This is a genomic window from Pseudomonas sp. EMN2 (genome assembly GCF_009650555.1).
Taxonomy (GTDB): Bacteria; Pseudomonadota; Gammaproteobacteria; order Pseudomonadales; family Pseudomonadaceae; genus Aquipseudomonas; species Aquipseudomonas sichuanensis.
The window spans coordinates 30,760-52,856 of the sequence record NZ_VZZR01000054.1 but is presented as its reverse complement, the minus strand read 5'-3'; the positions used below and the strand labels follow the sequence as shown (position 1 = coordinate 52,856).

The 22,097-nt window shown below is 62.8% G+C and carries 18 protein-coding genes; 2 read left to right on the top strand and 16 right to left on the bottom strand.

Annotated elements, in window-relative coordinates:
• Positions 1 to 6: 6 nt before the first annotated feature.
• The 16 genes from dnaE to rpsB all read right to left on the bottom strand — a co-directional run bounded on the left by dnaE (position 7) and on the right by rpsB (position 18,236).
• The gene (gene dnaE, locus F6X61_RS16900) at positions 7 to 3,531 is read right to left on the bottom strand and encodes a DNA polymerase III subunit alpha (RefSeq protein WP_153787575.1); all 3,525 of its coding nucleotides are present in this window, start codon (positions 3,529 to 3,531) and stop codon (positions 7 to 9) included.
• Between the two features lie 169 nt (positions 3,532 to 3,700).
• Complete coding sequence (gene rnhB / locus F6X61_RS16895; protein ID WP_153787574.1) at positions 3,701 to 4,324, bottom strand: ribonuclease HII; 624 nt, start codon at positions 4,322 to 4,324, stop codon at positions 3,701 to 3,703.
• Position 4,325: 1 nt separating this feature from the next.
• A complete protein-coding gene (gene lpxB, locus F6X61_RS16890; RefSeq protein WP_153787573.1) occupies positions 4,326 to 5,453 on the bottom strand; it encodes a lipid-A-disaccharide synthase in 1,128 nt (375 codons plus the stop codon).
• Position 5,454: 1 nt separating this feature from the next.
• Positions 5,455 to 6,231 carry an acyl-ACP--UDP-N-acetylglucosamine O-acyltransferase gene (gene lpxA / locus F6X61_RS16885; RefSeq protein ID WP_153787572.1) on the bottom strand — a complete coding sequence of 259 codons (777 nt, stop codon included), beginning with the start codon at positions 6,229 to 6,231 and terminating at the stop codon, positions 5,455 to 5,457.
• Entirely contained in the window at positions 6,228 to 6,668 is a 441-nt protein-coding gene (gene fabZ / locus F6X61_RS16880; protein WP_125465208.1) for a 3-hydroxyacyl-ACP dehydratase FabZ, read from the bottom strand. Before fabZ ends, lpxA begins: the two co-directional genes overlap by 4 nt.
• A gap of 114 nt (positions 6,669 to 6,782) precedes the next feature.
• On the bottom strand, positions 6,783 to 7,838 hold the full coding sequence (gene lpxD, locus F6X61_RS16875; RefSeq protein WP_153787571.1) for a UDP-3-O-(3-hydroxymyristoyl)glucosamine N-acyltransferase: 1,056 nt from the start codon (positions 7,836 to 7,838) through the stop codon (positions 6,783 to 6,785).
• 1 nt (position 7,839) lies between these two features.
• Complete coding sequence (locus F6X61_RS16870) at positions 7,840 to 8,343, bottom strand: OmpH family outer membrane protein (RefSeq protein ID WP_110992415.1); 504 nt, start codon at positions 8,341 to 8,343, stop codon at positions 7,840 to 7,842.
• A gap of 44 nt (positions 8,344 to 8,387) precedes the next feature.
• The gene (gene bamA, locus F6X61_RS16865) at positions 8,388 to 10,736 is read right to left on the bottom strand and encodes an outer membrane protein assembly factor BamA (RefSeq protein ID WP_153787570.1); all 2,349 of its coding nucleotides are present in this window, start codon (positions 10,734 to 10,736) and stop codon (positions 8,388 to 8,390) included.
• 75 nt (positions 10,737 to 10,811) lie between these two features.
• Complete coding sequence (gene rseP / locus F6X61_RS16860; protein ID WP_153787569.1) at positions 10,812 to 12,164, bottom strand: sigma E protease regulator RseP; 1,353 nt, start codon at positions 12,162 to 12,164, stop codon at positions 10,812 to 10,814.
• 33 nt (positions 12,165 to 12,197) lie between these two features.
• Positions 12,198 to 13,388 carry a 1-deoxy-D-xylulose-5-phosphate reductoisomerase gene (ispC, locus tag F6X61_RS16855; RefSeq protein ID WP_153787568.1) on the bottom strand — a complete coding sequence of 397 codons (1,191 nt, stop codon included), beginning with the start codon at positions 13,386 to 13,388 and terminating at the stop codon, positions 12,198 to 12,200.
• A complete protein-coding gene (locus tag F6X61_RS16850; protein WP_153787567.1) occupies positions 13,385 to 14,200 on the bottom strand; it encodes a phosphatidate cytidylyltransferase in 816 nt (271 codons plus the stop codon). The genes ispC and F6X61_RS16850 overlap by 4 nt, the downstream gene beginning before the upstream one ends.
• Entirely contained in the window at positions 14,200 to 14,955 is a 756-nt protein-coding gene (uppS, locus tag F6X61_RS16845; protein ID WP_153787566.1) for a polyprenyl diphosphate synthase, read from the bottom strand. The genes F6X61_RS16850 and uppS overlap by 1 nt, the downstream gene beginning before the upstream one ends.
• A gap of 15 nt (positions 14,956 to 14,970) precedes the next feature.
• A complete protein-coding gene (gene frr / locus F6X61_RS16840) occupies positions 14,971 to 15,528 on the bottom strand; it encodes a ribosome recycling factor (RefSeq protein ID WP_110992421.1) in 558 nt (185 codons plus the stop codon).
• Positions 15,525 to 16,268, bottom strand: a complete 744-nt coding sequence (gene pyrH / locus F6X61_RS16835) for a UMP kinase (protein WP_016392310.1) — start codon at positions 16,266 to 16,268, stop codon at positions 15,525 to 15,527. The genes frr and pyrH overlap by 4 nt, the downstream gene beginning before the upstream one ends.
• A gap of 178 nt (positions 16,269 to 16,446) precedes the next feature.
• Positions 16,447 to 17,310, bottom strand: a complete 864-nt coding sequence (gene tsf, locus F6X61_RS16830; protein WP_153787565.1) for a translation elongation factor Ts — start codon at positions 17,308 to 17,310, stop codon at positions 16,447 to 16,449.
• 188 nt (positions 17,311 to 17,498) lie between these two features.
• A complete protein-coding gene (rpsB, locus tag F6X61_RS16825) occupies positions 17,499 to 18,236 on the bottom strand; it encodes a 30S ribosomal protein S2 (RefSeq protein ID WP_110992423.1) in 738 nt (245 codons plus the stop codon).
• Positions 18,237 to 18,584: 348 nt separating this feature from the next.
• Between rpsB and map the strand changes: the two genes are divergently transcribed.
• Positions 18,585 to 19,367: a type I methionyl aminopeptidase gene (gene map, locus F6X61_RS16820; RefSeq protein WP_110992424.1), complete on the top strand. Its 783-nt coding sequence runs from the start codon at positions 18,585 to 18,587 to the stop codon at positions 19,365 to 19,367.
• Positions 19,368 to 19,392: 25 nt separating this feature from the next.
• Positions 19,393 to 22,095: a [protein-PII] uridylyltransferase gene (locus F6X61_RS16815; RefSeq protein ID WP_153787564.1), complete on the top strand. Its 2,703-nt coding sequence runs from the start codon at positions 19,393 to 19,395 to the stop codon at positions 22,093 to 22,095.
• The last annotated feature ends 2 nt before the right edge of the window (positions 22,096 to 22,097 follow it).

Genomic DNA, 22,097 nt, shown 5'->3' with positions numbered 1-22,097 from the left:
GTCGTTTCAACGGTATTGCAGGAAGACGTTCTCACGCCCGAACTGGTCACGCAGTGCCTGAATCAAGCCATCGGCCGGGTCGATACACCACTGGTCGCCGAACTGCAGCATGGCTTTGGCGTCGCTGCCGGTGTACTCCAGGGTGATCGGGCAGCCCCCGCGATGACGGGTGATCAGCTCGCCCAGCCACTTCAGCCGATCGCCCTTGAGCGCCTCATGGGCGACTTTCAGGCGCAGGCTCTCGGCCAGCTTGGTGCGTGCATCCTCCATGGTCATCACGGTCTTGACCCGCAGGCGCAGGCCGCCGGAGAAGTCATCGTTGCTGACCTCCCCTTCCACCACCACCATGGCGTCGGTCTGCAGCAGCGCCTGCGCGGCCATGAAGGCGTCGGCGAACAGCGAGGCTTCGATGCGCCCGGAGCGGTCGTCCAGGGTCACGAAGCCCATCTTGTCGCCTTTCTTGTTCTTCATCACCCGCAGGGCAATGATCATCCCGGCAATGGTCTGGGTGTCACGCGCCGGCTTGAGGTCGACGATGCGCTGGCGGGCGAAGCGGCGGATCTCGGTCTCGTATTCGTCGATCGGGTGGCCGGTAAGATACAGCCCGAGGGTGTCCTTTTCGCCCTTGAGGCGCTCCTTGAGCGTCAGCTCGCGCACCTTGCGGTGGTTGGCGTAGACGTCGACATCCGCCGCGTCGAACATGCTGCCGAACAGGTCGACGTGGCCACTGTCGGCGGTATGCGCCGCCTGCTCGGCAGCCTTGACGGCCTCGCCCAGCGCCGACAGCAAGGTGGCGCGGTTGATGTCGATGTTGGCCTGGTAGGCCTTGATCTCGTCATGGAAGTGCGGGCCCAGGCGGTCCAGCGCACCGCTGCGGATCAGCGCGTCGAGGGTACGCTTGTTGACCCGCTTGAGGTCGATGCGTTCGCAGAAGTCGAACAGGTCCTTGAACGGGCCACCTTGCGCCCGCGCCTCGACAATCGCCTCCACCGGCCCCTCGCCCACGCCCTTGATCGCACCCAGGCCATAGACGATGCGGCCATCGTCGTTGACGGCGAACTTGAAGTCGGAGAAGTTCACGTCCGGCGCATCGAGACGCAGCTTCATGCTGCGCACTTCCTCGACCAGCACCACCACCTTGTCGGTGTTGTGCATGTCCGCCGACAGTACCGCGGCCATGAACGGCGCCGGGTAGTGAGTCTTCAGCCAGGCGGTCTGGTAGGAAACCAGGCCATAGGCCGCGGAGTGGGACTTGTTGAAGCCGTAACCGGCGAATTTCTCTACCAGGTCGAAGATGTTACCGGCCAGGTCCGCATCGATGTTGTTGCCAACGCAACCCTCGATGAAACCGCCACGCTGCTTGGCCATCTCCTCGGGCTTTTTCTTACCCATCGCCCGGCGAAGCATGTCGGCGCCGCCGAGGGTGTAGCCGGCCATCACCTGGGCGATCTGCATCACCTGTTCCTGGTACAGGATGATGCCGTAGGTGGGCGCCAGTACCGGCTTGAGGCCTTCGTACTGGTAGTCGGCGTGCGGGTAGGCCAGCTCGGCGCGGCCGTGCTTGCGGTTGATGAAGTCGTCCACCATGCCCGACTGCAGCGGGCCGGGACGGAACAACGCCACCAGTGCGATCAGGTCTTCCAGGCAGTCGGGCTTGAGCTTCTTGATCAGCTCTTTCATGCCGCGGGATTCGAGCTGGAACACCGCCGTGGTCTCGGCCTTTTGCAGCAGCTCGTAGGTCTTGCGGTCATCCAGCGGGATGAAGTCGATGTTCACGTCGGGCAGATTGTTCTTCTTCTGCTCGCGATTGATGATCTCCATCGCCCATTTGATGATGGTCAGCGTACGCAGGCCGAGGAAGTCGAACTTCACCAGGCCAGCAGCCTCGACGTCGTCCTTGTCGAACTGGGTCACCAGGCCGCCGCCCTCTTCGTCACAGGCGATCGGCGAGAAGTCGGTGAGCTTGGTCGGGGCGATTACCACACCACCGGCGTGCTTGCCGGTACCACGGGTGACACCCTCGAGCTTGAGGGCCATGTCCCAGATCTCGCGGCCGTCCTCGTCACTCTTGAGGAAGTCGCGCAGGATTTCTTCCTGCTCGTAGGCCTTCTCCAGGGTCATGCCCACTTCGAACGGGATCATCTTCGACAGCCGGTCGGCCAGGCCGTAGGACTTGCCCTGTACCCGCGCCACGTCGCGCACCACCGCCTTGGCGGCCATGGTGCCGAAGGTGATGATCTGGCTGACCGCATTGCGGCCATAGGCCTCGGCCACGTAGTCGATCACCCGGTCGCGGCCATCCATGCAGAAGTCGACGTCGAAGTCGGGCATGGAAATACGTTCAGGGTTGAGGAAACGTTCGAACAGCAGGTCGTAGGCCAGCGGGTCGAGGTCGGTAATCTTCAGTACATAGGCTACCAGCGAGCCGGCACCCGAGCCCCGGCCCGGGCCAACCGGCACGTCGTTGTTCTTGGCCCACTTGATGAAGTCCATAACGATCAGGAAGTAACCGGGGAAGCCCATCTGGATGATGATGTCCAGTTCGAACTTCAGGCGGTCCAGGTAGACCTGGCGCTTCTCTTCGTAGTTTGGCGTGGTCTCTTTCGGCCAGAGCACCGCCAGGCGCTCTTCCAGGCCTTCGTGGGAGACATGGCGCAGGTAGTCGTCGATGCCCATGCCATTGGGCGTGGGGAAATCGGGCAGGAAGTACTTGCCCAACTGCACGGTGATGTTGCAGCGCTTGGCGATTTCCACGGTGTTGGCGATGGCGTCGGGCAGGTCGCTGAACAGCTCGGCCATCTCTTCGGCGGACTTGAGGTACTGCTGGTCGCTGTAGCCACGTGGCCGACGCGGATCGTCGAGGGTCCAGCCTTCGCCGATGCAGACCCGGGTTTCATGGGCGTCGAAGTCCGACTGCTTGATGAAACGCACGTCGTTGGTCGCCACCAGCGGCGCGCCGAGCTTGTCGGCCAGGGCCACGGCGGCGTGCACGTATTCTTCGTCACCGGCGCGGTTGGTGCGCTGCACCTCGACGTAGAAGCGCTCCGGGAACATGCCCATCCAGTCGCCGAGCAGGGCCTCGGCCTCACTCTCGCGACCCGCCATCAACGCCGCGCCGATATCGCCTTCCTTGCCTGCGGACAGGGCGATCAGGCCCTCGCTGGCCGGGGCGATCCAGTCGCGCTGGATGATCACCAGGCCGTTGCGCTGGCCGTCGGTCCAGCCACGGGAGATCAGCTCGGTGAGGTTGCGATAGCCCTGGGGGTTCATGGCCAGGAAACAGATCCGCGACAGCGGTGCCTCGGGATCGCTGCCCGCCAGCCACAGGTCCGCGCCACAGATCGGCTTGATACCGGCGCCCATGGCGGTCTTGTAGAACTTCACCAGCGAGCACATGTTGCTCTGGTCGGTGATCGCCACCGCCGGCATGTTCATCCCGGCCAGGGCCTTGGCCAGCGGCTTGATCCGCACCAGGCCGTCGACCAGGGAGAATTCGGAATGCACGCGAAGGTGAATGAAGGAGACCGACATGGAAAGTCCTGTAGCAGTGCTGAACGACAAGGGCGGGATTGTAGCGTAAACGGGCAAAAAGTTTGGGGCCGCTGCGTGCCCCTTCGCGGGTAAACCCGCTCCCACAGGCTCTATGGCGCCCTGTGGGAGCGGGTTTACCCGCGAAGGGCCGCGCAGCGGCCCCAATGAATCAGATCAAGGAAGTGGGCAGCCCCTCACGGGCTTCCCAGGCAGCCCGCACCGGTGCGAACGAGCGCCGGTGAATCGGCGTCGGCCCAAGCCGTGCCAGCGCCTCCAGGTGCACCGGCGTCGGGTAGCCCTTGTGCCCGCCGATCCCGTAGCCCGGGTAGATCAGCTCGAACGCGCTCATCTCGCGGTCACGGGTCACCTTGGCCAGGATCGACGCTGCGGCAATGGCCGGCACCTGGGAATCCCCCTTGACCACCGGCGCCGCTGGCACCGACAGTTTCGGGCAACGGTTGCCATCGATCAGTGCCAATTTGGGGGTGACGTGCAGCCCTTCGACCGCGCGCTGCATGGCCAGCATGGTGGCTTGCAGGATGTTCAGGCGGTCGATTTCCTCGACCTCGGCGCGGGCGATGCAAAAGCTCAGGGCTTTCTCGCAGATCTCGTCGAACAACGCCTCGCGCTTGGCTTCGGTGAGCTTCTTCGAGTCGTTCAGGCCAAGGATCGGGCGCAGGGGGTCGAGGATCACCGCCGCAGTAACGACCGCGCCGCACAGCGGGCCGCGACCAACTTCGTCGACGCCGGCGACCAGATCCTCGACCAGGTTGAAATCCAGTCCCATCTGCATGTCAGCGATCCTTCAACAGGGCAAGCACCGCGTCAGCCGCCTGATTGGAGGCGTCTCGGCGCAAGGTACGGTGGATCTGGTCGAAACTCTCGGTCTGCTGCGAGCCGTCCTCGACCAGCGGCGCCAAGGTCTGGGCCAGGGCTTCACTGGTGGCGGCGTCCTGCAGCAGCTCCGGCACCAGCAGGCGTTGGGCCAGCAGATTGGGCAGCGACACGTAGGGGCTCTTGACCATGCGCTTGAGGATCCAGTACGTCAGCGGTGCCAGGCGATAGGCCACCACCATCGGCCGCTTGTACAACATCGCCTCCAACGTGGCGGTACCGGATGCGATCAGCACCGCATCGCACGCCGCCAGGGCTGTGTGCGACTGGCCGTCCAGCAGGGTCAACGGCAGCTCGCGCCCTGCGAGCATCTGCTCAAGCTGGGCACGCCGCGCGGCATTCGCGCAGGGCAGCACGAAGCGCACGCCTGGCACCAGCTCGACCAGACGCTGGGCAGCATCCAGGAACAGTGCGCCCAGGCGCCCTACTTCGCCGCCACGGCTGCCTGGCATCAGCGCCACCACCGGTCCGGCGGCAAGCCCAAGCTCGCTGCGGGCGCTGGCGCGATCGGCCTCCAAAGGTATGGTGTCAGCCAACGGGTGGCCGACGAACCGCACCGGCACGCCCTGCTCTTCATAGAAGCGCGCCTCGAACGGCAGCAGGGTCAGCATCAGGTCGCAGCCTTCGCGAATCTTCAACACGCGCTTCTGCCGCCACGCCCATACCGATGGGCTGACATAGTGCACGGTCTTGATCCCGGCCTGACGCAGCTTGAGTTCGATGTTGAGGGTGAAGTCCGGCGCGTCGATACCGATGAAAACGTCGGGCTTTTCGTCGATCAGCGCCTGGATCAGTAGCTTGCGCCGCTTGAGCAACTCACGCAGGCGCCCCAGCACTTCGACCAGGCCCATCACCGCCAGGCGCTCCATGGGGAAGTAGGAGGTCATGCCTTCGGCTTCCATCAAGGGCCCGCCGACGCCGATGAAGCGCACATCGGGGTGGCGGGCCTTGATGGCGCGCATCAGACCGGAGCCAAGGATATCGCCGCTGGCCTCACCCGCGACCAACGCAACACAGAGTTGGGCCATATCAGCGGGTGATGCCGCGGGCGGAATCGACGATCGATTTGCGGAACACTTCGACTTCAGGGAACTGGCTGGCCAAATCCTCGAGTTCCTTCAGCGCTTCCTCGACCGTCAGACCCTGGCGATAGACCACCTTGTAGGCGCGGCGCAGAGCGTGCAGCACTTCGTCGCTGAAACCGCGACGGCGCAAACCTTCGAAGTTCATGCTGCGTGCTTCGGCTGGGCTGCCGAATACCGTGACGAAAGCCGGGACGTCCTTGCCGATCGCCGTGCCCATGCCGGAGAAGGCGTGGGCACCAATGTGGCAATACTGGTGGACCAGCGTGTAGCCGGAGAGGATCGCCCAATCACCCACGTGCACATGGCCAGCCAACGCAGTGTTGTTGACCAGGATGCAGTGGTTGCCGATCACGCTGTCGTGGCCGATGTGCGCGTAGGCCATGATCAGGTTGTGGTCGCCCAGGGTGGTTTCCGAACGGTCCTGCACGGTACCGCGATGGATGGTGACACCCTCGCGAATCACATTGTGATCACCGATCACCAGGCGAGTGAGTTCACCCTTGTACTTCAGGTCCGGGGTGTCTTCACCGATGGAGCTGAACTGGTAGATACGGTTGTGTTTGCCAATGCGGGTCGGGCCCTTGAGCACCACATGGGGACCGATGACGGTACCCTCGCCGATTTCCACGTCAGGGCCTACGATCGACCAAGGGCCGACCTCGACGCCGTCGGCCAGCTTGGCCGAAGGATCGATGATCGCCCGAGGGTCAATCGAATTCATAGGGACTGTTCCGCGCAAGTGATTTCTGCCGAGCAGACGGCCTTGCCGTCAACCAGTGCACGGCATTCGAACTTCCAGATCATGCGCTTGCGGCTGATGAACTTGGCTTCCAGCACCAACTGGTCGCCCGGCAGCACAGGCTGGCGGAAGCGCAGCTTGTCGGAGCCGACGAAGTAGTACAGGGTGCCATCAGCCGGTTTGGCATCGAGCATCTTGAAACCGAGAATCCCGGCAGCCTGGGCCATTGCCTCGATGATCAGCACGCCCGGCATGATCGGGTGCGCCGGGAAATGGCCGTTGAAGAACGGCTCGTTGATGCTGACATTCTTGTAGGCACGAATGCTCTGGGCCTCGAAGTCCAGATCCGTCACCCGGTCCACCAGCAGGAACGGGTAACGGTGAGGCAGGTATTCGCGAATCTCGTTGATGTCCATCATTTCGGGGGGAAGCCTGTAATAAGAATAGGGAGCGCAGGTGCTGACCACACGCTCCTTTTGCAGATCCAAAGAGGAGCCAGCTAGCGATTTTGAACGCTTGCTCAGAAAGCGGTATTAGCCTTCTGATGTCGGCTGGCCACCTGAGGTCACTGTATCGACACGTTTTTCCAGCTGCTGCAGGCGCTTGGCCGTCTCGTCCAACTGGCGAATCCGCGCGGCACTCTTGCGCCATTCGGCCAGTGGTTGCATGGCCGTGCCAGAAGAATAGCCGCCCGGCTCGGTGATCGAACGGGTAACCATGGTCATGCCGGAAACGAATACGTTGTCGCACACATCGATATGCCCAACCATGCCGACGCCGCCCGCGATCATGCAATGCTTGCCGATCTTGGTGCTGCCGGAAATACCGACGCAGGCCGCCATCGCCGTGTGGTCACCGACCTGCACGTTGTGGGCGATCTGGATCTGGTTGTCGAGCTTGACGCCATTGCCGATCAGGGTGTCCGACAGCGCGCCGCGGTCGACGGCGGTGTTCACGCCAATCTCCACGTCATCGCCCAGGGTCACGCCACCGATCTGGGCAATCTTCTGCCACACACCCTTCTCGTTGGCGAAACCGAAGCCCTCGCCACCGATCACGGCGCCCGACTGGATGACCACACGCTTGCCGATGGTCACGTCGTGATACAGCGTGACACGCGGCGCAAGCCAGCCACCCTCACCGATGACGCAACGGGCGCCAATGAAGCAGTGCGCGCCGACCGTGACGTTCGCGCCAATACGCGCACCGGCTTCGATCACCGCGAACGGGCCGATGCTGGCGCTGGCATCCACCTGTGCGTCCTCGGCTACCACGGCGCTGGGATGAATTCCCGCCACAGCCTTGGGCTTGGGGTCGAACAGGTGCGAAATGCGCGCATAGGCAAGATATGGGTCGGGCACGATCAGTGCGTTACCGGCGTATGCTTCGGCGTCCTCGGCCTTGAGCAGCACCGCACCTGCCTGGGCATTGTCCAGGTACTTGCGGTACTGCTTGTTGGCGAGGAAGCTCAGCTGCCCGGGCCCGGCCTCCTGCAAGGTGGCCAGCCCACTGATCTGCAGCGCCTCGGGGCCCTTGAGCTCAGCCCCGAGGGCCTCGGCCAGCTGGCCGAGCGTCATGGTCACGGTCATATCAACGGGCTTGGTTCATGCGCTCGATGACCTGGCGGGTGATGTCGTACTGCGGTTTGACATCGATGACCGCGCCACGCTCGAGCACCAGATCAAAGCCACCCTTCTTGATCACTTCTTCAACAGCGCCGTCCAGCTTGGGCTTGAGCTGTTTGAGCATGTCGCGGTCGGCTACGGCCTTGGCTTCGTTCAGCTCCTTGGACTGGAACTGGAAGTCACGGGCCTTCTGCTTGAATTCGAGCTCCAGGCGCTCACGCTCAGGCTGGGCCATTTTATCGCCGCCCTTGATCAGGCGGTCCTGGATGCCTTTGGCGCTGCTTTCCAGGCCCTTGAGCTTGGTCAGTTGCGGGCCGAATTTCTTCTCGGCGTCAACGGCGTACTTCTTGGCCGCGTCGGATTCGAGCAGGGCCATCTGATAGTTCAGCACGGCAACCTTCATTTCGGCGAAAGCCGGGGTGGCGACCAGCGCCGCAGCCACGAGGGCCAGTTGGGTCAACTTACGCACGATGCACTCCTGGATAAACCGTTGTCGTTATGCAAGGGCCGACCTTAGAAGGTCTGGCCCAGAGAGAATTGGAACACCTGGGTGTCGGCGTCGTCCGGCTTCTTGATCGGCATCGCCAGGCTGAAGCTCAACGGGCCCAGCGCGGTGATCCAGGTCACACCCAGACCAACGGAGCTGGCCATGTCGGAGAAACCGACCTTGGCGCAATCCGGCTTGGAGCCGCAATTGGTGTCGAACACGTTACCCACATCCCAGAACACCGAAGTACGCAGGGAGCGCTGGTCCTTGACGAACGGCAGCGGGAACAGAAGTTCTACACCGCCCTGCACCAGCACGTTGCCACCGAACGGCAGTGGATCCTGGTCCGGGTCGGCGATGGTGCCTGGGTTCTTGCCGGTACTTGGGGTACTGCGCGGACCGAGGCTGCTGTCCTTGAAGCCACGTACCGAGTTGAAACCACCCGCGTAGTAGTTTTCATAGAACGGCAGGCCGGAGGTACCGCCGAAGCCATCACCATAGCCCAGTTCAGTGTGCAGGCGCAGGGTGTAGTCGTTGTTGATCGGCTTGAACAGCTGGCCGCGGTAGTCGAGCTTGTAGAACGACAGGTCGCTGCCCGGCACGGTGGTTTCCAGGGTCAGGCTCTGCGAGTGACCACGGGTAGCCAGCACGCCTTTGTTCAGGGTCGATTCGGACCAGCCGACCGAGGCCTTGAAGTTCAGGAAGCTGTCGCCCTCCTCTTTGAGGAAGTCGAAGATCTCGTCCACGGTGTAACGGCCGGTCTTGAGCTTGTCCTGCTGCACGGTCAGGCCGTAGGTCAGGCGCGACGTCTCGCTGATCGGGTAACCGAGGCTGACGCCGGCGCCGAGGCTGTCGACCGCATAGCTGGCCACGTCGACGTCGAGGTCGTCGTAGTTGGTGCTGCGGTAGAAGGCGTTGTAGCCCAGGCTCACACCGTCGGCAGTGAAGTAGGGGTCGACGAAGCCGAAGTTGTAGCGGGTCTGGTATTCCGAACGGGTCAGGCCGATGGACACCTTGTTACCGGTACCCAGGAAGTTGGTCTGGCTGATCGAGCCACCCAGGATCAAACCGGCACTCTGGGCGAAACCGACGCTGGCGGTGATCGAGCCGGAGGCCTGCTCTTCGACGCTGTAGTTGACGTCGACCTGGTCGTCGGTGCCTGGCACCGCCGGAGTCTCGACGTTGACTTCCTTGAAGAAGCCCAGGCGCTCGAGGCGGGTCTTGGACTGGTCGATCAGGTAGGTCGAAGCCCAGCCACCTTCCATCTGGCGCATTTCGCGACGCAGCACTTCGTCTTCGGTCTTGGTGTTGCCGCGGTAGTTGATGCGGTTGACGTAGGCACGCTTGCCCGGATCGACGACGAACATGATGTCGACGGTGTGATCCTGGTCGTTGGGCTGTGGCACGCCGTTGACGTTGGCGAAGGTGTAGCCCTCGTTACCCAGGCGACGGGTGATGAGGTCGGAACTGGTGGTCATCACCTTGCGCGAGAACACCTGGCCAGGCTGTACCAGCAGCAGCGACTTGACCTGGTCTTCCGGGACCTTGAGGTCGCCGGAGAGCTTCACGTCACGGACGGTGTACTTCTCGCCTTCATTGATGTTGACGGTGATGTAGACGTGCTTCTTGTCCGGAGTGATGGACACCTGGGTGGAGGCGATGTCCATGTTGATGTAGCCGCGGTCCAGGTAGTAGGAGCGCAGGCGCTCGAGGTCACCGGACAGCTTTTCGCGGGCGTACTTGTCGTCGTTCTTGAAGAACGACAGCCAGTTGGTGGTTTTCAGCTCGAACAGCTGGCCCAGGGTTTCGTCGTCGAACACCGTGTTGCCGACCACGTTGATGTGCTGGATCGCAGCGACGGTGCCTTCGTTGATCTTGATCTTCAGGCCGACCCGGTTGCGCGGCTGTGGCACGACTTCGGCGTCGACTTCGGCCGAGTAGCGGCCCTGGGCCACATACTGGCGCTGCAGTTCGTTACGCACGCCTTCGAGCGTCGCACGCTGGAAGATCTCGCCTTCGGCCAGGCCCGACTGTTTCAGGCCCTTCATCAGGTCTTCGGTGCTGATGGCCTTGTTGCCTTCGATCTCGATGCTGGCGACCGACGGGCGCTCGACCACATTGATGATCAGGACATTGCCGTCGCGATTCAGCTGGATGTCCTGGAAGAAACCGGTCTTGAACAGCGAGCGGGTGGAGTCGACCAGACGGCGGTCATCGACCTGATCGCCGACGTTCAGCGGCAGGGCGCCGAACACGCTGCCGGCGGAAACCCGCTGCAGGCCGTTGACACGAATATCGGAGATGGTGAAGGACTCGGCGTGAACTTCAGCGATCATCAGTGCGGAGAGGACCGCAGTTAGCAGCAGACGTTTCATGAAGTCCTTTTATTCCAACTGGCAATAAACTACCCGCCGCGATGAGGCAGCAGGTTTCGCGATTGAGCGAAGCTTTTATAGTCGACCCAGATCGTTGATCAGGGCGAGCAACATCACCCCTATGACCAAACTGATACCGATCTGGACCCCCCAACCCTGCACCCGATCCGAGAGCGGACGACCGCGCGCCCACTCGATCAGGTAGAACAGCAAATGCCCCCCATCCAGTACTGGAATTGGCAGCAAATTCAGAACCCCCAGGCTTATGCTCAGGTAGGCCAGGAAATTCAGGAAATCCCCAACGCCCGACTGGGCTGAAGCGCCCGCCACTTTAGCAATGGTTATCGGTCCGCTCAAGTTTTTTACCGAGAGCTCCCCGAACAGCATTTTCTTCAACGATTCAAGGGTCAGGACGCTCATGCTCCAGGTCCGCGAAAGGCCCTCGCCCACGGCCTCGAGCGGGCCGTAGCTGACTTCGCGGAGCATCTCTGGCGGCCATTGCGCACCTTTCACACCGGCACCCAGATAACCACCGGTGGCCTGGCCTTCGCCCTTGCGCGCCAGCGTTACCGGCAGCTCCAGCTGCGCGCCGTCACGTTCGATGCGCACATCGACCTTTTGTTCAGGGCGGGCGCGAACGGCATCGACCACCTGCTGCCAGTCAGCCAACGCCACGCCATCGAGGGCCAACAGCTTGTCGCCGGTCTTGAGCCCTGCCGCTGCGGCAGGGCCCTTCGGATCGATCTCGGCCAGTACCGGCGTCACTGCCGGGCGCCACGGGCGCAGGCCCAGAGACTGGATCGGGTCGGGCTCATCGACGCCCTTGAGCCAATGGCTCAGCTGGATATCACGCTGCTGCGGGGCCGTTGCACCTGCATCGAGCACCCCCACGCGCAGGGTGCCGCTCTCGCCGAGGCGACGCACCAGTTGCAGGTTGACCGCCGACCAGCCATTGGTCGGCTCACCATCAATCGAGACAATTTCCTGACCCGCGCTCAAGCCGGCCACAGCCGCCAGGCTGCCCGACTCGACAGTGCCGATAACCGGGCGCACTTGCTGGGTGCCGAGCATGGCAATGACCCAGAAGAACAGGATGGCGAGCAGGAAGTTGGCGATAGGGCCGGCGGCAACGATGGCGATGCGCTGGCGCACCGACTTGCGGTTGAACGATTGCTCGATCAGCGCTGGCGGAACCTCGCCTTCGCGCTCGTCGAGCATTTTGACGTAGCCACCCAGAGGGATGGCTGCCACCACGAACTCGGTACCCTGCTTGTCATGCCACCGCAATAATGGCGTGCCGAAGCCTACCGAGAAGCGCAGAACCTTGACGCCACAGCGCCGCGCCACCCAGAAGTGACCGAACTCGTGAAAGGTGACCAGCACACCCAATGCCACCAGGGTGCCAACAATCATGTACAGCGCAGTCATGTGCTATCTCCGCAAGACGTTCGGTGCTGCCGCTCAGCGGCCGTGGCGCCTGAGCCACTCACGGGACAGCTCCCGCGCACGCTGGTCGGCGGCGAACACCGCATCGAGCGTGGCAACCGGCACCACAGGCTCTTGTTCGAGCACCTGTTCGATCATACCCGCGATCTCCGGGAAGCGGATACGCCGCGCCAGGAACGCGTCCACCGCCACTTCGTTGGCGGCGTTGAGCACCGCTGGCGCACTATTGCCCGCCTCGGCAGCCTGACGCGCCAGGCGCAGGCAAGGGAAGCGCTGTTCGTCGGGGGCCTGGAAATCCAGACGGGCGATGGCGAACAGGTCAAGTGGTGCAACCCCCGAATCGATACGCTCCGGCCAGGCCAAGGCGTTGGCAATCGGGGTGCGCATGTCCGGGTTGCCCAGCTGGGCGAGCACCGAGCCATCGATATAGTCGACCAGCGAGTGGATCACGCTTTGCGGGTGCACCACCACCTCCACGGTCGCAGGCGTCGTATCGAACAGCCAGCAGGCCTCGATCAGCTCCAGGCCCTTGTTCATCATGCTGGCCGAATCGACCGAAATCTTGCGCCCCATGGACCAGTTGGGATGGGCACAGGCTTGTTCAGGCGTGACATCCACCAGCGCCGCCGCAGGCATTTCGCGGAACGGGCCGCCCGAGGCGGTGAGCAGGATGCGTCGCACCCCCACCGCGCTCAGGCCGCGGGCGTAGTCGCCGGGCATGCACTGGAAGATCGCATTGTGCTCGCTGTCGATCGGCAACAGCACAGCGCCACTGCGACGCACGGCGTCCATGAACAGCGCGCCGGACATCACCAGCGCTTCCTTATTGGCCAGCAGTACCTTCTTGCCCGCCTCGACGGCCGCCAGGGTTGGACGCAAGCCTGCGGCGCCAACGATGGCCGCCATCACCGCGTCCACTTCCGGCGCGGCCGCAACCTGGCACAACCCCGCCTCGCCCTCGAGCACTTCGGTGGCGCAGCCCGCAGCAGCCAGGCCTTCACGCAGACGGATGGCCGCTTCGGCGCTCGGCACCACGGCGAACGCCGGACGATGGCGTTCGCACAGCGCCAGCAACTCGTCGACACGGGAGTAGCCGGTCAGGGCGAACACCTGGTAGCGCTCGGGGTGTCGAGCAATGACATCCAGGGTACTCAGGCCGATGGAGCCGGTGGCGCCCAGCACCGTTATGCGCTGCACGGCACTCACAGCACACCCCACTCGGCGGCCCACAGCAGCACGGCGAACATCGGAATGGCCGCGGTCAGGCTGTCGATACGGTCGAGCACGCCACCGTGGCCGGGCAGCAGGTTGCTGCTGTCCTTGATCCCTTCACGGCGCTTGAACATGCTCTCGGTCAGGTCACCGACCACCGAGGACATGACCACTACCACTGCACCCAGCAGGCCCAGCAGCAACTGGCCAAGGCTCCAGTCGCGGTACAGGGCGACGCCCAGGCTGATCAGCAGGCTGACGGCCAGCCCACCGTAGACACCTTCCCAGCTCTTGCCCGGGCTGACCTGCGGCGCCAGCTTGCGCTTGCCGAAGGCACGCCCCGAGAAGTAGGCGCCGATGTCAGCGGCCCAGACCAGCACCATGACCGCCAGGATCAGCCAGTTGCCCTGCGGCCAGTGCTTGAGCAGCACCAACCCCTGCCAGGCCGGCAACAGGATCAGCAGGCCGATCAGCAAACGACAGGCGGCGCTGGCCCACAACTCGTTGCTGCGCGGGTAGGTCAGCACCAGCCAGGTGGCCAGCGCCCACCAGATGACCGAGGCACCCAGCACCCAGGGCGCGAGGTCGGGCATCAGGTAGAGCAGCATCAGCGCGCCAGCGACCACCGCGGCATAGGCAATGCGCAGCGGCTGGGCCACCAGCCCGGCCAAGCGCGCCCACTCCCAGGCACCCAGCGTGACCACGAAGCCGATGAACAAGGCGAAATCCCCACCGTTGAGCAGGAAGAAACCGCCCAGCGCGACCGGCAACAGGATCAGCGCAGTAATGATGCGTTGTTTAAGCATTAAGCACGGGCTCCGGCTTCGACCTGCTCGCTGGTCTTACCGAAGCGGCGCTGGCGCGAAGCGAAATCGGCCAGCGCGTTACGCATGGCCTCGTGTTTGAAGTCCGGCCAGAACAGGTCGGAGAAGTACAGCTCGGCGTAGGCCAGCTGCCACAGCAGGAAGTTGCTGATGCGCCGCTCGCCACCGGTACGGATGCACAGGTCGGGCAGCGGCAGGTCGCCGGTGGCCAGGCAGGTCTGCAACAGCTCGGGGGTGATGTCGTCCGGACGCAGATGACCGGCCTGGACTTCCCGCGCCAGGCGTTGGGCCGCCTGGGCGATATCCCACTGACCACCGTAGTTGGCGGCAATCTGCAGAATGAACCTATTGCTGCCGGCAGTGGCCGCCTCGGCCTCGCGCATCGCTGCTTGCAGCTCAGGGTGGAAGCGCGAACGGTCACCAATGATGCGCAGGCTGATGTTGTTGTCATTCAGCCGCTTGGCCTCGCGGCGCAGTGCCGAGAAGAACAACTCCATCAACGCACCGACCTCTTCGGCCGGGCGCTGCCAGTTCTCGCTGGAGAAGGCGAACAGGGTCAGTACTTCGACCCCAGACTCGGCGCAGACTTCGATGACCGCACGCACGGCATCGACACCCGCCTTGTGCCCGGCAACGCCGGGCAACAGGCGCTTCTTCGCCCAGCGATTGTTGCCATCCATGATGATCGCGACGTGACGCGGCACCGAAGACGGTGCCGCCAGCTTGGTCTTTTCCATTAAAAAACCTCGGCCTTAGACGGCCAACAGGTCCTTTTCCTTGGCTTTGTACGCGGCGTCGACTTCGGCGACGAACTTGTCGGTCAGCTTCTGGATTTCGTCAGCGGCGCGACGCTCTTCGTCTTCGCTGATTTCCTTGTCCTTGGTCAGCTTCTTCAGGTCGGCAAGGGCATCGCGACGCACGTTGCGCACGGCAACCTTGGCATCTTCGGCAACGCCGCTGGCCTGCTTGGTGTAACCCTTGCGAGTTTCCTCGGTCAGGGCCGGCATCGGTACACGGATGGTGGTACCGGCGCTGGACGGGTTCAGGCCCAGGTCGGAGGTCAGGATGGCCTTCTCGATGGCTGCACTGAGGTTCTTGTCGTGGGCGACGATCTTCAGGGTGCGGGCATCTTCGACGGTGATCGCGGCCACCTGGTTCAGCGGCATGTCGCTACCCCAGGCCGGAACCTTGACGCTATCCAGGATGCTTGGGTGGGCACGGCCGGTGCGGATGGCAGCCAGGTGGCGACCCAGCGCCTCGATGGACTTGCCCATGCGGTCCTGGGCGTCTTTCTTGATGTCGTTGATCATTTCTGAACTTCCTCGATCAGGGTTCCTTCAGCGCCGCCGTGCACGATGTTCAGCAGGGCGCCAGGCTTATTCATGTTGAAGACGCGCAGCGGCATCTTGTGGTCGCGGCACAGACAAATTGCCGTCAGGTCCATTACACCCAGCTTGCGATCCAGCACTTCATCGTAGGTCAGATGATCGAACTTCTCGGCATGCGGGTCTTTGAATGGATCTGCAGTGTATACACCATCGACCTTGGTTGCTTTCAATACTACGTCGGCATCGATTTCGATGGCGCGCAGGCAAGCGGCGGAGTCGGTGGTAAAGAACGGATTGCCGGTACCGGCCGCGAAGATCACGACTTCTTTCGCGTTCAGGTGACGCATGGCTTTGCGGCGATCATAGTGATCGGTCACACCGACCATGGAGATGGCCGACATGACGATGGCGGTGATGTTCGCACGCTCCAGCGCGTCGCGCATGGCCAGGGCGTTCATCACGGTTGCCAGCATGCCCATGTGGTCGCCGGTGACACGGTCCATGCCGGCTGCACTGAGCGCCGCGCCACGGAACAGGTTGCCACCACCGATCACCAGACCGACCTGAACACCGATACCGACCAGTTGGCCAACTTCCAGCGCCATGCGATCCAGGACCTTGGGGTCGATCCCGAACTCTTCCGAGCCCATCAGGGCCTCGCCGCTCAGTTTGAGTAGAATGCGTTTATAGCGAGCCTGATAACCACTGCCCTGCTGAGCCATTGCGAATCTCTCCTGCGGCGTTTGTAAAATTCTGGCGGGCTGTTTCAGCCTGCGCGTAACTCTAGCGTGACGCACGCTTGTGCGTCAGCGAGCAGCGGTTGGGTAAACCGCTGCCGCTTTGACAAAGAGGCTGCGCGCGTGAGCGGGCAGCCTCTTTGGGGCGACAGACGAGTCTGTCTTACTGCTTGGCAGCAGCCAGCTGAGCAGCAACTTCTTCAGCGAAGTTGTCGACTGGCTTCTCGATGCCTTCGCCTACTTTGAAGTAGGTGAAGGAAACGATTTCAGCACCGGCTTTCTTGGCCAGCTCGCCGACCTTGATTTCCGGGTTCATGACGAAGGCTTGCTCGACCAGCGAAGCTTCGGCCAGGAACTTCGAGATACGGCCCTTGACCATGTTCTCGACGATGTTTTCTGGCTTGCCGGCGATCTTGTCAGCGTTCAGCTGCATGAAGACGCCCTTCTCGCGCTCGATGGCTTCGGCCGAAACTTCCGACGGCAGCAGGAACTCTGGGTTCGAAGCTGCAACGTGCATGGCGATGTTCTTGGCCAGCTCGACGTCGCCGCCTTTCAGGACAACGACAGCACCGATCTTGTTGCCGTGCAGGTAGGCACCGACAACGTCACCCTCAACGCGCACCAGGCGACGGATGTTGACGTTCTCGCCGCACTTGGCAACCAGGGCTTCGCGAGCGGCTTCGCGGGAAGCGATCAGCGGAGCGGCTTCGGTCAGCTTCTGGGAGAAGGCTTCTTCAACGCTTTCAGCGACGAAGTTCTTGAAGTCGTCTTGCAGGGCCAGGAAGTCGGTCTGCGAGTTCACTTCCAGCAGAACGGCGGCTTTACCGTCGGTCTTGACGGCGATAGCGCCTTCAGCGGCAACGTTGCCGGCTTTCTTGGCGGCCTTGATGGCGCCCGAAGCACGCATGTCGTCGATGGCTTTTTCGATGTCGCCGCCGGCCTTTTCCAGGGCCTTCTTGCAATCCATCATGCCTTCGCCGGTACGCTCGCGCAGTTCTTTGACCAGCGCTGCAGTAATTGCTGCCATTTCAAAATCCTCTTGGAAAGTTTTTCAACCATTCCACCCGTTCTTCACGGGCGTTAAATTCTGCAAATCCGCTGCCTTTATGTATCAGCGCGCCCATGATGCGGGGGCGTTGCTGACAGCAGGATTTCAAGGTGGCAAAAAGGGGGCCTAGCCCCCTTTTTGCGTGCCAAGTAGACGCTAAGCGTCAATTACTCAGCAGCAGGTGCAGCCGCTTCTTCAACGTAGACTTCGGTGCCGCCAGCAACGTTGTTGCGGCCGCGGATGACGGCGTCAGCCATCGAAGTCATGTACAGCTCGATGGCGCGGATGGCGTCGTCGTTACCTGGAATGACGTAGTCAACGCCTTCTGGGCTGCTGTTGGTATCGACAACGCCGATAACCGGGATGCCCAGCTTGTTGGCTTCGGTGATCGCGATGCGCTCGTGATCAACGTCGATAACGAACAGTGCGTCAGGCAGACCGCCCATGTCCTTGATACCACCCAGGCTGCGGTCCAGTTTTTCCAGATCGCGCGAACGCATCAGGGCTTCTTTCTTGGTCAGCTTGGCGAAGGTGCCATCTTCGGCCTGGACTTCCAGGTCGCGCAGACGCTTGATCGAAGCACGGATGGTTTTGTAGTTGGTCAGCATGCCGCCCAACCAGCGGTGGTCAACGTATGGCGAACCGCAACGAGCAGCTTGCTCGGCGACGATCTTGCCGGCGGAACGCTTGGTGCCGACGAACATGATCTTGTTCTTGCCCTGGGCCAGGCGCTCGACGAACGACAGAGCGTCGTTGAACATCGGCAGGGTTTTTTCCAGGTTGATGATGTGGATCTTGTTACGCGCGCCGAAAATGTACTTGCCCATTTTCGGGTTCCAGTAACGGGTCTGGTGGCCGAAGTGCACACCGGCCTTCAGCATATCGCGCATGTTGACTTGGGACATGATAGTTCCTTGATAAGTCGGGTTGGGCCTCCACGCATCCCAATGACCAACCCGCGAATCCGTGGATTCGGGGCACCCAGGTCATCGTGTCGACACGTGTGTGGGTTTGAGCTTACGGAGGTCATCCCCCGAAAGCGGCGCATTTTATACCACAGAGTACGAACGAACGGAACCCGCATGATGCTTCGTCCGTCAGCGGCTTTTGCAGCAGCCCCGCTTTGGGGCCAGAATGCCTTCAATAGACCGCCGGAACTACCGGTTTATCCCGACAGATCGCCGCCGCGCTCTGTTAGAATCCGGCCTTTCCCGTTTGTTTGCGCCGTACGCGGTGCCGTAGAGAGCCTGTTCATGACCGTTACCATCAAGACTGCAGAAGACATCGAAAAGATGCGCATTGCCGGCCGCCTGGCCGCCGAAGTGCTGGAAATGATCGAAGCGCACGTCAAGCCCGGTGTCACCACCGAAGAGCTCGACCGCCTGTGCCACGACTACATCGTCAACGTCCAGCAGGCGATCCCGGCGCCGCTCAACTACAAAGGCTTCCCCAAGTCGATCTGCACCTCGATCAACCATGTGGTGTGCCACGGCATCCCCAACGAGAAGCCGCTCAAGGACGGTGACACCATCAACATCGATGTCACCGTGATCAAGGACGGCTACCACGGCGACACCAGCCGCATGTTCCACGTCGGCACCGTCGCGCCCTGGGCCGAGCGCCTGTCGCAGGTCACCCAGGAGTGCCTGTACAAGGCCATCGAGCTGGTCAAGCCGGGCTGCCGCCTGGGCGATATCGGCGAAGTGATCCAGAAACACGCCGAGAAGAACGGTTTCTCGGTGGTTCGTGAGTTCTGCGGCCACGGCATCGGCAAGGTGTTCCACGAAGAGCCGCAGATCCTGCACTACGGCCGCGCCGGCACCGGCATGGAACTCAAGGAAGGCATGACCTTCACCATCGAACCGATGATCAACCAGGGCAAGGCCGACACCAAGGTACTGGGCGACGGCTGGACCGCCATCACCAAGGACCGCAAGCTCTCCGCCCAGTGGGAACACACCCTGGTGGTGACCGCCACCGGCTACGAGGTGTTCACCCTGCGCAAGGACGACACCCTGCCGCGCACCTCGGCCTGATCTTCATACACAGGAACGCGACTCGATGCCCCAGGTGGATCCCGAGCTGTTCGACCGTGGCCAGTTCCAGGCGGAACTGGCCCTCAAGGCAAGCCCCATCGCCGCTTTCAAGAAAGCCATTCGCATGGCCGGCGAGGTGCTCGACAAGCGTTTCCGTGAAGGCCGCGAGATCCGTCGGCTGATCGAGGACCGCGCCTGGTTCGTCGACAACATCCTGCAGCAGGCCTGGCACCAGTTCACCTGGGGCCAGGCGCACGGCATCGCCCTGGTGGCGGTCGGCGGCTACGGGCGTGGCGAGTTGCACCCCTGGTCGGACATCGACCTGCTGATCCTGCTCGACGCCGCCGAGCACGAGCAGTACCGCGACGCCATCGAACGTTTCCTTACCCTGCTGTGGGACATCGGCCTGGAAGTCGGCCAGAGCGTGCGCACCGTGGACGAGTGCGCCGAGCAGGCCCGGGCCGACCTCACGGTCATCACCAACCTGATGGAAAGCCGCACCATTGCCGGCCCCGAGCCGCTGCGCCAGCGCATGCTGGAAGTCACCAGCACCGCGCACATGTGGCCGAGCAAGGAGTTCTTCCTGGCCAAGCGCGCCGAACTCAAGGCCCGCCACCACAAGTACAACGACACCGAGTACAACCTCGAGCCCAATGTCAAAGGTGGGCCCGGCGGCCTGCGCGACATCCAGACCGTACTGTGGGTGGCTCGCCGCCAGTACGGCACCCTGAACCTGCACGCGCTGGCCGGCGAAGGCTTCCTGCTGGAGAGCGAGAACGAGTTGCTGGCCTCTTCGCAGGCCTTCCTCTGGCGCGTGCGCTACGCCCTGCACATGCTCGCCGGCCGCGCCGAAGATCGCCTGCTGTTCGACCACCAGCGCAGCATCGCCACCTTGCTGGGCTACAGCGACGAAAACCCCAAGCGCGCCATCGAGCAGTTCATGCAGCAGTACTACCGGGTGGTGATGAGCATCAGCCAGTTGTGCGACCTGATCATCCAGCACTTCGAGGAAGTGATCCTCGCCGATGACGACAGTGGCAGCACCACACCGCTCAATGCCCGCTTCCGCCTGCACGACGGCTATATAGAAGCGGTAAGCCCCAACGTGTTCCGCCGCACACCGTTCGCCATGCTCGAGATCTTCGTGCTGATGGCCCAGCACCCCGAAATCAAGGGGGTACGCGCCGACACCGTGCGCCTGCTGCGCGAACACCGCCACCTGATCGACGACAAGTTCCGCCACGACATTCGCAACACCAGCCTGTTCATCGAGCTGTTCAAGTGCGAGATCGGCATCCACCGTAACCTGCGACGGATGAATCGCTACGGCATTCTTGGCCGCTACCTGCCGGAGTTCGGCCTGATCGTCGGGCAGATGCAGCACGACCTGTTCCACATCTATACGGTCGATGCCCACACCCTCAACCTGATCAAGCACCTGCGCAAACTGCAGTACACCCCGGTATCGGAAAAATTCCCGCTGGCCAGCAAGCTCATGGGTCGCCTGCCCAAACCCGAGCTGATCTACCTGGCCGGGCTGTACCATGACATCGGCAAGGGCCGCCAGGGCGACCACTCGGAGCTGGGCGCCGTCGACGCGCAGGCGTTCTGCGAGCGCCACCAGCTGCCGGCCTGGGACAGCCGCCTGATCGTCTGGCTGGTGCTGAACCACCTGGTGATGTCGACCACCGCCCAGCGCAAGGACCTCTCCGACCCACAGGTGATCAACGATTTCGCCCTGCATGTCGGCGACGAGACACGCCTGGACTACCTCTACGTGCTGACCGTGGCCGACATCAATGCCACCAACCCCAGCCTGTGGAACTCCTGGCGCGCCAGCCTGCTGCGCCAGCTCTACACCGAGACCAAGCGTGCGCTGCGTCGCGGCCTGGAAAACCCGCTGGACCGCGAAGAGCAGATTCGCCAGACGCAAACCGCGGCACTGGACATCCTGGTGCGCGAAGGCACCGACCCGGACGACGTCGAGCAGCTCTGGTCGCAGCTGGGCGATGACTATTTCCTCAAGCACAACGCCGCCGACGTGGCCTGGCACTCCGACGCGATCCTCCAGCAGCCGGCCGATGGCGGCCCGCTGGTGCTGATCAAGGAGACCACCCAGCGCGAGTTCGAGGGCGGCACGCAGATCTTCATCTACGCCCCCGACCAGCACGACTTCTTCGCCGTGACCGTCGCCGCGATGTCGCAGCTCAACCTGAACATCCACGACGCGCGCATCATCACCTCGAGCAGCCAGTTCACCCTCGACACCTACATCGTGCTCGACAACGACGGCGGTTCGATCGGCGACAACCCGCAGCGGGTCAAACAGATCCGCGACGGCCTGACCGAAGCCCTGCGCAACCCCGAGGACTACCCGACCATCATCCAGCGCCGGGTGCCGCGCCAGCTCAAGCATTTCGACTTCCCACCCCAGGTGACCATCCTCAACGACGCCCAGCGCCCGGTGACCATCCTCGAGATCACCGCCCCCGACCGCCCCGGCCTGCTGGCGCGGATCGGGCGGATCTTCCTGGAGTTCGACCTGTCGCTGCAGAACGCCAAGATCGCCACCCTGGGCGAACGCGTGGAAGACGTGTTCTTCATCACCGATGCCGACAACCAGCCGCTGTCCGACCCGCAGCTGTGCAGCCGCCTGCAGGAAGCCATCGTCCAGCAGCTGCAGGCCGGCCAGGCCAGCGACGCCAGCCCTACCCGCATGACCTTTTGACG